This window comes from Bradyrhizobium tropiciagri, from assembly GCF_018130505.1.
GTDB classification, from domain to species: Bacteria; Pseudomonadota; Alphaproteobacteria; order Rhizobiales; family Xanthobacteraceae; genus Bradyrhizobium; species Bradyrhizobium tropiciagri_B.
The window spans coordinates 16,130-28,281 of the sequence record NZ_JAFCKH010000005.1 but is presented as its reverse complement, the minus strand read 5'-3'; the positions used below and the strand labels follow the sequence as shown (position 1 = coordinate 28,281).

Genomic DNA, 12,152 nt, shown 5'->3' with positions numbered 1-12,152 from the left:
GGGGCGAGGTGAAGCAATGCCGTGCGTACTTCTCAGGCCAGCCAGAGCAGGATCAGCGCGAGTGCCGCGGGTGCGGCCTGCACATAGAGGATGCGCCGGCTCACGGTCGCCGCGCCATAGGCGCCGGCAACGATCACGCAGAGCAGGAAGAATGTCTTGATCTGGAATGCGAAGGGCGGATTGCCGTGCACCAGGCCCCAGATCAGTCCCGCGGCGAGGAAGCCATTATAGAGGCCCTGATTGGCGGCCAGCACGGCCGAGTCAGTGGCTTTCTCGATCGAGTTGCGGAAGGTTTTCAGCCCGAGCGGCTTGGTCCATAGAAACATCTCGAGCACGAGGAAATAGACGTGCAGCGCGGCCACGATCGCGACCAGCACATTGGCGAGCAAGAGCATGAAGCGGTCCCCCTAACCGGAATTCGGGTGGACGCTACCATGAGGGCGATGGATTGTATGTGGAGCTGATCCACTTTCCGAGTGACGACGATGGCCGCTGCCAAGACACCTTGCACCTTCAATCTCGACCGCCTGACGACGCCGATCGGCACCGCGCTGCTGGTGACCGACGATGACGGCGTGCTGCGCGCACTGGATTGGGATGATTACGAGGGACGCATGCTCGACCTGCTGCGGCTGCACTACGGCCAGGTCACATTGCAGGACGGCCGCGCGCCGGCGGCGTTGCGAAAAGCGCTCGGCGATTACTTCAAGGGCGATCTCGGTCGCCTCGACGATATCCAATGGCGTGTGGCCGGCACGCCGTTCCAGCAAAAGGTCTGGCACGCGCTGCCGAAAATCCTGGCCGGCACCACCATGAGCTACGGCGCGCTGGCGGCGAAGCTGAAGGCGCCGAACGCGATGCGCGCGGTCGGCCATGCCAACGGCTCGAATCCGATCAGCGTCGTCGTGCCCTGTCATCGCCTGATCGGTGCCAACGGCTCGCTGGTGAAATATGGCGGCGGGCTGGAACGCAAGCGCTGGCTACTGCGCCATGAGGGCGTGGAGGTTCTGGAGCCAAGAGTCTTACGAGCGTAAGGCGGCTTTCCGGAATCATGCTTAATAAGGGAGAGCCGGGCGCCAGTCCGATTTATCGCAATCGCACCGCAGGTTTGCCGTCGTCCCACGTATGGCCACGGTAAATTTCGGCAAGCTTTTTCTGAAAGATATTGGCCCGCCTTAGGCTGTTCTTAAGCACTTGTGCATCCTGCTTGACCGGTACCGGCATCGCTCCGAGGGAGCGGTGCGTTAGTTCGACCACTGACAGATCAGGGGCCGGTCAATATGGAACAAGCAAAGTCATTCGCCCGAACGAATGCTCCCGACGCGGCAGGCGAGGCGAGCACCCGTTCCTTCGACGGCGACAGCGGCGCGCGAGGATTGCAGCGCGACTTGCAGGATCGGTTGCAGCCGCCCGCGGATGAGGCGATCGCCGATGGTGCGGCCAGTCCCGAGCCGTCCGGCGGGTCGTCGGGGCGATGGGTCCGCCGCACGCTCAGGGTCGCCCTCGGCCTTGCCATCGTCGCCGTGTTCGGCTGGATGCCGCTGAAGGCGCTGCTGCAGACCTCGAGCGTCGAGGCGGTCGTCAACGCCAGGATCGTCACCTTGCGCTCGCCGATCGACGGCACGGTGACTGCGAAGCCGAACAATCCGACGCATCTCAGTGCCCTCAGCGAGGGCGATCTGATCCTTCACGTCGTCAACGCGCGCGGCGATCGCATCCGGCTCGACGATCTCAGGCGCCAGATGTCGCGGCTGGACAATGAGCGCCCCAGCTTTGCTGCCAAGCTCGCGGCCGCCGAGACCGCGCAGCAGGATCTTGCCCGCCAGTCCTCCCAATTCCGTGACGGCCGCACCTTGCAGCTCGAGGCGCGGATCGCCGAAATCCAGTCGGCGATCGAGGCGGCGGCAGCGCGACGCGAAGAAGCGACCGCGGCGGTCGAACGGGCCTCGTCGCTGGTCAGGTCGGGCACAGTGTCGACGGTTGAACTGGCGCGGCTGACACGGGAACAGGCGATCGCGCAGCAGACCGAGATCGGCGCCCGCCGTCGGCTCGATGCTGCGAAGGTCGAGCTCACCGCCGTCAAGAGCGGCACCTATCTCGGCGACAGCTACAATGACCGTCCGAGCTCGGTGCAGCGCGAGGAGGAGATGCGCCAGCGCGTCAGCGACCTGCGCGCCGATCTGGCGCATGCCGACGCGGAGATCGCCTGGCTCACCCACGAGATCGCGGTCGAGCAGATCCACTACGTCAATCGGTCGGAGGCCGACATCAGGGCGCCGGTCAAGGGCCGGATCTGGGAGATGATGACGTCGCCCGGCGAGGATGTCAGGGCCGGACAACCGCTGCTCAAATTGCTCGACTGCACCGGTGCGGTGGTCACCGCCAACGTCACCGAAAACGTCTACAACCGGTTGAGGCTCGGGGAGCAGGCGAGCTTCGAGCCGAACGACGGCAGTGCCGCGCTTCAGGGCGAGATCGTCAATCTCACCGGCGCGTCGGGCGCGCCGGCCAATCTTGCGATCAATCCCGACGTCCTCAACAAGGAGCCGTACCGGGTCACGGTCTCGATGCCGGCGCTCGACACCACGGGTAGGGATTGTGCGGTGGGCCGCACCGGGCGGGTGGTGTTCAACGACGGCGCGGCCAAGTCATGATGGCGGCGCTCTCGCCGGGGCTGGTCGCCTTTGGCGCCTGCCTTGCGCTCATGCCATTGCTCAAGCGCGACAGCTCGCTGGCGCGCGCCGCGATGGCCACCATGTCGGTTGCGCTCCTGCTGCGCTATTTCATCTGGCGCGTGACCCATACCCTGCCGCCGCCGGGACTTAACGCCGACGCGATCGTTGGCTATCCGTTCATGCTGGCAGAGGCGGCCTCGCTGATCGCGGTGTGTCTGTCCTTGCTGTTCCTCAGCCGGACCATCGATCGTACGCCCGAGGTCAACGCCATCCTGCGCCGCTCGCGCCCATCCGCGCCTGCGCCGCTCGTCGACGTCTTCATCTGCACCTACAATGAGGAGAAGGCGATCCTGGAGCGCACCATCATCGGCGCGACCGGAATCAACTATCCGAATTATCGCGTCTGGGTGCTCGACGACGGCCGCCGGCTCTGGCTGCGCCGTCTCGCCGAGGAGCTCGGCTGCCACTATCTGACGCGCCCCGACAATCGCCACGCCAAGGCCGGCAACATCAATCACGCGCTCGCGCATGTCGCGGGCCTCGACGACAAGCCGGAGTTCATCTCGATCCTCGATGCCGACTTCGTTCCACTGCCGGATTTCCTGACCCGGGCCATGAGCCTGATGCAGGACGACGGCGTCGGCGTCGTGCAGACGCCGCAGCACTTCATCAATCCGGATCCGATCCAGTCCAACCTTGCCGCCACGGACGTCTGGCCCGACGAGCAGCGCTTCTTCTTCGATATCCTGATGCCGGCCAAGGACGCCTGGGGCACCGCGTTCTGCTGCGGCACCTCTTCGCTGATCCGCTATGCCGGCCTGATGCGGATCGGCGGCTTCCCGACGGATTCGGTGACCGAGGATTACCTCGTCACGCTGCGCCTGAAGGAGCAGGGGCTGCGCACGGTGTATCTGAACGAGCGGCTGACGCTCGGCCTCGCGCCCGAGGGGCTGAAGGAGTACATCACGCAGCGCGGACGCTGGTGCCTCGGCTTCATGCAGATCGTCCGCGGCCGCAGCGGGCCGTTCTCGGGGCAGTCGAAGCTCGATTTCATGGACCGGTTGTCGCTGATCGATGCCTTCATGAGCTGGACGGCGGTCTACGGCACCAAGGTGCTCGGCTTGATCGTGCCCTGGCTGTTCCTCCTGTTCGGGATCAAGGCGGTGCATGCCGATCTGCTCGAGCTCTTGAAATACTTCCTGCCGTTCTACGTCTGGCACGCCTTCACGATGGCCTGGATCTCGCACGGCCGCTCGCTCGCCATCATGACCGACGTCTCGCAATACATCGCGGCGCCCGCGGTGCTGAAGGCGGTCGTCACCGGGCTCACCCGGCCGCAGGGACAGAAGTTCAAGGTGACGGCCAAGGGTGGTGACCGCAACCGCCGCTTCGTCGAGTGGCCGCTGCTGCGGATCTATGGCGGGGCGCTGCTGATCACGCTGGTGTCGATTGCCTATGCGTTCATCCTGAACCTGCGCGGGGAAAGCATCGCCTATGGCGGGCTGGCGCTGGCCTGGAGCCTGTACAATTGCGTGGTGCTGGCGATCGTCTGCTTCATCTGCATCGAGCAGCCGCGGCGCCGCAAGGCCGAGCGTTTCGAGCGCGACGAGCCGGTTTTGATCTACCACGGCGCCGAGCCGCGGCTGGTCCGGATGGCCGATATCTCGATCACGGGCGCACGCTTCATCGACCCGAGCCCGCCTGCGGTCGGAACGCCGATCAGGTGCAATGTGTATGGCCAGAGCGTTGCCGCGATCGTGGTGCGGCACACCGGCAACGGCTTCGGTGTCCGCTTCGAGGACGCGGTCGCAACGCGGGTCAATGTCGTGCGTGCGTTCTATGCCGGCGAGTATGTCAGCGCCTTCCAAGCCGTGCGCGCTGCGCCGGTCGGCAAGGCGCTGCTGATGCGGTTGTTCGGGTAGGGCGGAAGAGTGAGCTGCCACCTAGCCCTGGGGCGAGGGCGGCTCTTCGCACGATTTCGGAATATTGGAATAATAGCGATGAGTTGCCCGACGTGTCAAGTCGCCCGTTCGAGCGCCCCGCCGCCGCCGGCTACTTTGCATGGGGTTGTTTTTCGATATTTTGGCAGCTCGCCCTGCCGCAGGCGGGGCGGGTGACTTGCTACGCCGCCGGCTGCGCCGCCTGGTCCTCGCTCGCGAGTAGATGCAGCAGCGCGCTCTTGATCGCGGCCTGCCGGGTCGGGGCGGTGATCTGGGCGCCGAGCAGGTCGGTGACGTAGAACACGTCGCGGGCGCGCTCGCCGAAGGTCGCGACATGCGCCGAGGCGATGTTGAGGTTGAGCTTCGAGATCGCCGTGGTGAGCTGGTAGAGCAGGCCGGGCCGGTCGAGGCCGGACACCTCGATCACGGTGTAGCGGTCGGACCACTGGTTGTTGATGGTGACCTCCGGCTCGACGATGAACGGCCGCGCCTTGCTGCGGACGGCGCGCTTCGCCACCGCCTCCGGCAGCCGCAGCTTGCCCTCCAGCACCTGCTCGATCATCTCGCCGATCCGCGTCGCGCGGCGGCCTTCATCTTCGTCGCGGTCGTATTCCCTCGAGATCGAGATGGTGTCGAGCGCGCGGCCGTCGGTCGTGGTGTAGATCTGGGCGTCGACGATGTTGGCGCCGGCCGACGCACAGGCACCGGCAATGATCGACAGCAGCCAGGGATGGTCGGTCGCCAGGATGGTCAGCTCGGTGACGCTGCGCAATTCGTCGAAGCCGACATTGATCGCGAGCTTGTGGCCGGCCTGCTCGCTGGCGCGGATGAAGCGCGCCTGGCGGATCTTGCGCGCCAGCTCGACCTTGAGCCAGTAGGCCGGGTAATGCCGGCCGATATAGGCGTTGAGCTCGGCTTCCGGCCACTCGGTGAAGGCGGCGCGGAATTCGGCCTGCGCCACCGCGATGCGCTGGGCGCGATTGACCTCCGAGAAGCCGCCGGTCAGCACCGGCTCGGTCTCGTAGTACAGCGTGCGGATAAGCTGCGCCTTCCAGCCGTTCCAGACGCCGGGGCCGACGCCGCGGATATCGGCGGTGGTCAGGATGGTCAGCAGCTTCATTTGCTCGACCGATTGCACCACGGCGGCAAAGTTCTCGATCGTCTTGCGGTCCGACAGGTCGCGCGACTGCGCCACCGTCGACATCGTCAGGTGCTCCTCGATCAGCCAGGCCACCAGCTCGGTGTCGGCGGTGGAGAAGCCGAGCCGCGGACACAGCCGCCGCGCCACCTTGGCGCCGGCGATCGAATGGTCTTCGGGCCGGCCCTTGGCGACGTCGTGCAGCAGCGTTGCGATGTAGAGCACCGCGCGGTGCTCGGGCCGGATCTTGCGGAACAGGTCGCTGGCGACCGTGAACTCGTCGTTGCCGCCGCGCTCGATGTCCTGCAGGAAGCCGATGCAGCGGATCAAATGCTCGTCCACCGTGTAGTGGTGGTACATGTTGAACTGCATCATCGACACGATCTTGCCGAAGGCGCGGATGAAATGGCCGAGCACGCCGGTCTCGTTCATCCGCCGCAGCACCGTTTCTGCATTGTCGGAGGTCAGGATCTCGATGAACAGGCGGTTGGCTTCCTCGTCCTCGCGGAGCGCGGTGTTGATCAGCTTCAGCGAGCGCGTCACCGTCCGCATCGCGTCCGGATGGAAGGCGAGGCTATTCTTCTGCGCCAGCCGGAAGATCCGGATCAGATTGACCGGATCCTGCTTGAAGACATCGGGCGCGGCGAGGTTGATGCGGTTGTTGTCGACGATGAAGTCGTCGCTCTCAGGCACCCGCCGCCGCTTGGTGGCGGGACGGAACCGCGCCACCATGCGGCTCAGCACCGGTGCCGGCTTCTTCTGCTCGTCCTCGAGCTTGGCGCACAGGATCGCGGTGAGATCGCCGACGTCTTTCGCGATCAGGAAGTAGTGCTTCATGAAGCGCTCGACGTCCTGCATGCCGGGATGCGAGGTGTAGCCGAGACGAACCGCGATCTCGCGCTGCATGTCGAACGACAACCGCTCCTCGGCGCGGCCGGCGAAGAAGTGCAGGTTGCAGCGCACCGACCACAGGAAATCGGCGCAGCGGCGGAAGGTGCGGTATTCCTGCGCGTCGAACACGCCGCGCTCCAGCAGCTCGTCGGTCTCGCGCACGCGGTAGACGTATTTGGCGATCCAGAACAGCGTGTGCAGGTCGCGCAGCCCGCCCTTGCCGTCCTTGACGTTCGGCTCAACCAGATAGCGCGACTGGCCGGCGCGGCGGTGCCGCTCCTCGCGCTCGGCGAGCTTGGCGGTGACGAATTCCGACGCGGTGCCCTGCACCACCTCCTTGTCGAAGCGCTCGACCAACTCGTCATAGAGCGGCTGGTCGCCGGTCAAAAAGCGCGTCTCCAGGATCGCGGTGCGGATCGTCATGTCGCCGCGCGCCTGACGGATCGATTCGTCGACCGAGCGGGTGGCGTGGCCGACCTTCAGCCCCATGTCCCACAGGCAATAGAGAATGGCCTCGGCAACCTGCTCGCCCCAGGCGGTCTGCTTGTAGGGCAGGATGAACAGCAGGTCGATGTCGGACTCCGGCGCCATCAGCCCGCGGCCATAGCCGCCGGTTGCAACCACGGCCATGCGCTCGGCGCCCGAGGGGATCGGCGAGTGATAGAGGTGCCTGGTCGCGGCCGCATAGAGGATGCGGATGATCTCGTCCTGCACGAAGCAGAGCCGCTCGGCGCAGCGGCGGCCGTGGCGGTCCTTGAGCAGCAGCGCCTGCGCCTTGGTGCGCGCCGCGATCAGCTCTGCCTTGAGCAATTGCGCCATGGCCGCGCGGAACTGGTCCTCGCGGCCGGCATGCTTCTCGGCGAGCGCATCGATCGCGGCGGTGATCCGCGCGGTCTCAAAACGATTATCCGCGTCGGCGCGGACCTCGGCTACGATGCTGTCCATGTATCCATCCGATATCGGACGGAGCGGTTGCTGTCACTGACCAAAGTATAAGGACAGCAGCTCCATGCTGTTTGTTGGGCGCTTTGGGCAAGGCTGTTCTTGCGCCGGTTGGCAAAAGGTAGAGATTTTCTCGTTGACCGCAAGGATAACTCATTGAATGAAAAGAGTGTTTCTTAATTCGATCAGGGAGGTCGACCAATGCCTAAATTGTCCCGGCGCGCGGCTGCCGCGCTCATTGCGGTCTCGGCCTTGTTTCCCGGCGCGGCGTTTGCCGCCGACGCGCTGAAGGAGATCCGGATCGACTGGGCGACCTACAATCCGGTCTCGATGGTGCTCAAGCAGAAGGGCCTGCTGGAGAAGGAGTTCGCCAAGGACGGCATCAGCATCGTCTGGGTGCAGTCGGCCGGCTCCAACAAGGCGCTCGAGTTCCTCAACGCCGGCTCGATCGATCTCGGCTCGACGGCGGGCTCGGCCGCGCTGGTCGCCAAGATCAACGGCAACCCGATCAAGTCGATCTACGTCTATTCGCGCCCCGAATGGACCGCGCTCGTGACGGGCAAGGATTCCAAGATCACCTCGGTCGCCGATCTCAAGGGCAAGCGCGTCGCGGTGACGCGCGGCACCGATCCGCACATCTTCCTGGTCCGCGCGCTGCTCGGCGCCGGCCTCACCGAGAAGGACATTACGCCGGTGCTGCTACAGCACGCCGACGGCAAGACCGCGCTGATCCGCGGCGACGTCGACGCCTGGGCCGGTCTTGACCCGATGATGGCGCAAGCCGAAGTCGAGGACGGCGCAAAGCTGTTCTACCGCAAGGCCGACGCCAACACCTGGGGCATCCTCAATGTGCGCGAGCAGTTCTTGAAGGATTACCCGGACATCGTCCGCCGCGTGCTCGCGACCTATGAGGAGGCGCGGAAATATTCGCTGGCGAATTACGACGAGCTGAAGAAGACCTTCATCGCGGTCACCAAGCTGCCCGACTCCGTGGTCGACAAGCAGCTCAAGGAACGCACCGAGCTGACCCACAGCCGCATCGGCGCCCCGCAACGCGAGTCGATCCTCGCCGCCGGCCTCGCTCTGCAGCAGGCCGGCGTGATCGACGCCAAGACCGACGTCAAGGCGGCGCTGGATTCGCTGATCGACGATCAGGTCCCGCTGCCGACGAATTAGCTCCGCTGCACCCTCTCCCACAAGGGGAGAAGGCAAGTTCGTAGCCCGGATGCAGCGAAGCGCAATCCGGGGCCGCTCTCGCACCTTGCGCAAACACCCCGGATTTCGCTTCGCTGCATCCGGGCTACGCAGTGACCTTGCAATCCTATCAGAAGAATAGTTCTTGCTATGGCCATGACCGTTGACCTGCCCGCGCTGGAACAGACGGCCGGGCCGGCTGCCACGCCGGCGCGGTGGTCGCGCTATGCGCGGCCGGCGCTCGGACTGGTGCTGCCGGTGGCGCTGGCGGTGGGCTGGGAACTTGCCGTCTTCCTCGGCTATTCGAACGGCCGCCTCGTTCCGCCGCCGTCAAAGGTGTTCGCGACCATCGTCGAACTCGCCAGAAGCGGCGAGCTGTCGCGCCATATCCTTGCAACGATGTGGCGGGTTGGCGCCGGTTTCGCGCTCGGCGTCGTGGCCGGCACCATCCTCGGCGCGATCTCCGGCTATTGGGGACTGGCGCGCCGGCTGCTCGATCCAACGGTGCAGGCGCTGCGCGCGATCCCCTCGATTGCCTGGGTGCCGCTGTTCATCCTGTGGCTCGGCATTTTCGAGACCTCGAAGGTCGCGCTGATCGCGGTCGGCGTGTTCTTTCCGGTCTATCTCGGCGTGATGGGCGCAATCCTCTCGGTCGATCGCAAGATCGTCGAGGTCGGCCGCGTCTTCCGGCTATCAGGCTTTGCGATGATCCGCCGCATCCTGCTGCCCGCGGTGCTGCCTGCCTATGTGGTGTCGCTGCGGGTCGGCCTCGGTCTCGGCTGGATGTTCGTTGTCGCCGCCGAATTCATGGGCGCCTCCGAAGGGCTTGGCTATCTCCTGATCGACGGCCAGCAACTCGGCAAGCCGGCGCAGATCCTCGCCGCGATCGTGATCTTTGCCATCCTCGGCAAGACCACCGACTGGCTGATCGAGATCGCGGCGGCGCCGCTGCTGCGCTGGCAGGATGCATTCGGCGCGCGGGGAGGGGCCTGATGCTGGCACTCAAGGACGTCGGCAAGACCTATCCCAACGGCGTCCATGCACTGGAACGTTTTTCCGCCGAGATCCAGCATGGCGAGATCATCGCCATCATCGGCGGGTCCGGTTGCGGCAAGTCGACGCTGCTGCGCGCCATCGCGGGTCTCGACCGCGCCAGCACCGGCAGCGTGTCGCTCGACAATGCCGTGATCACCTCGCCACACGCCAGGATCGGCATCATCTTCCAGGAGCCGCGGCTTTTGCCGTGGCTTTCCGTCGCCGACAATATCGGCTTCGGTCTCGCCGATCTGCCCGCCGATGTCAGGCGCGAAAAGGTCGCGGCGGCGTCGGCCCGCGTCGGGCTTGCCGACAAGGCCAATGCCTGGCCGCGCGAGCTGTCCGGCGGGCAGGCGCAGCGCGTTGCGATCGCGCGGGCGCTGGTGCCGCAGCCGGAAGTGCTGCTGCTCGACGAGCCGTTCTCGGCGCTCGATGCCTTCACCCGGCGCGATCTGCAGGACCATCTGCTCGATCTCTGGGCCGACACACGGCCGACCCTGATCCTGGTCACCCACGACGTCGACGAGGCGGTGGTGCTGGCCGACCGGGTACTGGTGATGCGGCCGCGGCCGGGCCGGCTGTTTCAGGAGATCACCATCAATTTGGCACGGCCGCGCGACCGCAAATCGGAGCTGTTCGACACCTTCAAGCGCCGCGTGCTGACCGCGCTCGACCGTTCGCTGGACCGCGCGGTGCGCGACCGCGCCGACAAATCCAACGCCGGCGAGGCGATGTGGTGGTGACATCGGCGCCATAAGGTCTTACATCGGCATAGGGCATGATCCGGAAAAGTGGCCGCCGGTTTTCCGAAATGATCATGCTCAGACAAGAAGAACCGCCGGGAGCAAGAACCATGGACGCCGCTGAACTCCGCGCAATGCAGGCCCCGATCAAGGAACGCTACAAGAGCGACCCCACGGCCGCCGTGATCACACTCAAGGCCAAGGGCTCGACCGAGAGCGAGGGCATCTCCTGCAAGGTCGAAACCGGCCGCGCGCTCGCGATTGCCGGCCTGCACCCTGCCACCGGCGGCTCCGGGCTCGAGTTGTGCTCGGGCGACATGCTGCTGGAAGCGCTGGTCGCCTGCGCCGGCGTGACGCTGAAATCGGTCGCGACCGCGATCGAGGTGCCGCTCAAGGTCGGCAACGTGCTTGCCGAGGGCGATCTCGATTTCCGCGGCACGCTCGGCGTCGACAAGGAGACTCCGGTCGGCTTCCGCGAAATCCGCCTCCGCTTCGAGATCGGCACCGACGCGCCGCAGGACAAGCTGGATCTGTTGCTGAAGCTCACCGAGCGGTATTGCGTGGTGTATCAGACCATCAAGAATGGCCCGAAGGTGTCGGTGACGATGGCGCGGATCTAGTTGGATGTCGTCCCGGCGAAGGCCGGGACCCATACGCCGAGTCCCATCGCTTCAAGCCGCGCTGCTCGACGGCTTTCACTCCCCACGAATAGTCGTGGTTATGGGTCCCGGCCTTCGCCGGGACGACGCAGGATGTCCCCCGAACTTCATTTCCTCCTGATCCTCGTGCTGCGGATGGCCGTCGCGGCGGCCTTCGTGGTGTCGGCGTCGATCATCACGGAACGTTCGGGACCGGTGATCGGCGCGCTGATCGCGACTCTGCCGATCTCGGCGGGGCCGTCCTACACCTTCCTCGCGCTCGACCATGACGCCGCCTTCATTGCCGAGGGCGCGCTGTCGAGCCTGCCGGTCAATGCGGCCACGATCTTCATGGGCCTCACCTACGCCGTGCTGGCGCAGCGCCGCAGCATGTGGATCAGCGCCGGTACTGCCATCGCGGTCTGGCTGGTGCTCGCCACCATCGTGCGCCAGTTCGCCTGGTCGCTCGCCGGCGGGCTGATCCTCAACGCGATCACCTTCGCGATCTGCATTCCGTTGCTGAAGCCCTATCGGCACGTCGCGAAGATGCCGCTGATCGCGCGGCGCTGGTACGACATTCCGCTGCGCGCCGCACTGGTCGCGAGCTTGGTCGGAACGGTGGTCACGGCATCGACCTGGGTCGGTCCGCGCGTCACCGGCGTGATGGCGCTGTTTCCGATCGTGTTCTCCTCGATGATGCTGATCCTGCATCCGCGCATCGGCGGCCCCGCCACCGCCGCCGTTCTCGCCAACAGCGCCTGGGGCCTGCTCGGCTTCGGCCTCGGCATCGCCGTGCTGCACGTCGCGGTGCTGCAATTCGGCTCACCGATCGGGCTGAGCTGCGCGCTCGCGACGTGCATCGTCTGGAACCTGGCGCTGTGGCAGCTCGGGCGGAGGAAGCGCGGGAAAGCGTAGGATGGGTGGAGCGAAGCGATACCCATCATGCTTCGGCATAT

The 12,152-nt window shown here is 65.6% G+C and carries 10 protein-coding genes; 8 read left to right on the top strand and 2 right to left on the bottom strand.

Translation table 11 applies throughout. The features are described from left to right. Positions 1-32 precede the first annotated feature (32 nt). The gene (locus tag JQ633_RS13790) at positions 33-395 is read right to left on the bottom strand and encodes a DUF1304 domain-containing protein (protein ID WP_211985589.1); all 363 of its coding nucleotides are present in this window, start codon (positions 393-395) and stop codon (positions 33-35) included. A 90-nt stretch (positions 396-485) separates the two neighbouring features. Between JQ633_RS13790 and JQ633_RS13785 the strand changes: the two genes are divergently transcribed. The 3 genes from JQ633_RS13785 (at position 486) to JQ633_RS13775 (ending at position 4,597) form a co-directional block, all read left to right on the top strand. Continuing rightward, a complete protein-coding gene (locus JQ633_RS13785; RefSeq protein ID WP_211985588.1) occupies positions 486-1,034 on the top strand; it encodes a methylated-DNA--[protein]-cysteine S-methyltransferase in 549 nt (182 codons plus the stop codon). Positions 1,035-1,280: 246 nt separating this feature from the next. After that, positions 1,281-2,654 carry an HlyD family secretion protein gene (locus JQ633_RS13780; protein ID WP_211985587.1) on the top strand — a complete coding sequence of 458 codons (1,374 nt, stop codon included), beginning with the start codon at positions 1,281-1,283 and terminating at the stop codon, positions 2,652-2,654. Next, entirely contained in the window at positions 2,651-4,597 is a 1,947-nt protein-coding gene (locus JQ633_RS13775; protein ID WP_211985586.1) for a glycosyltransferase, read from the top strand. The genes JQ633_RS13780 and JQ633_RS13775 overlap by 4 nt, the downstream gene beginning before the upstream one ends. A 199-nt stretch (positions 4,598-4,796) precedes the next feature. Here the strand turns inward: JQ633_RS13775 and JQ633_RS13770 are convergent, their stop codons facing one another. After that, on the bottom strand, positions 4,797-7,589 hold the full coding sequence (locus tag JQ633_RS13770; RefSeq protein ID WP_211985585.1) for a [protein-PII] uridylyltransferase: 2,793 nt from the start codon (positions 7,587-7,589) through the stop codon (positions 4,797-4,799). A 198-nt stretch (positions 7,590-7,787) separates the two neighbouring features. Between JQ633_RS13770 and JQ633_RS13765 the strand changes: the two genes are divergently transcribed. From JQ633_RS13765 to JQ633_RS13745, 5 genes are all read left to right on the top strand, one after another. Continuing rightward, positions 7,788-8,762, top strand: coding sequence for an aliphatic sulfonate ABC transporter substrate-binding protein (locus tag JQ633_RS13765; protein WP_211985584.1), 975 nt, complete (start codon positions 7,788-7,790; stop codon positions 8,760-8,762). A 174-nt stretch (positions 8,763-8,936) separates the two neighbouring features. Continuing rightward, entirely contained in the window at positions 8,937-9,773 is an 837-nt protein-coding gene (locus JQ633_RS13760; RefSeq protein ID WP_211986054.1) for an ABC transporter permease, read from the top strand. Then, the gene (locus tag JQ633_RS13755) at positions 9,773-10,558 is read left to right on the top strand and encodes an ABC transporter ATP-binding protein (RefSeq protein WP_211985583.1); all 786 of its coding nucleotides are present in this window, start codon (positions 9,773-9,775) and stop codon (positions 10,556-10,558) included. Before JQ633_RS13760 ends, JQ633_RS13755 begins: the two co-directional genes overlap by 1 nt. A 110-nt stretch (positions 10,559-10,668) precedes the next feature. Continuing rightward, positions 10,669-11,178 (top strand): OsmC family protein, encoded by a 510-nt coding sequence (locus JQ633_RS13750; RefSeq protein WP_211985582.1) that lies wholly within the window; start codon positions 10,669-10,671, stop codon positions 11,176-11,178. A 132-nt stretch (positions 11,179-11,310) separates the two neighbouring features. After that, positions 11,311-12,111, top strand: a complete 801-nt coding sequence (locus JQ633_RS13745; protein ID WP_211985581.1) for a hypothetical protein — start codon at positions 11,311-11,313, stop codon at positions 12,109-12,111. The last annotated feature ends 41 nt before the right edge of the window (positions 12,112-12,152 follow it).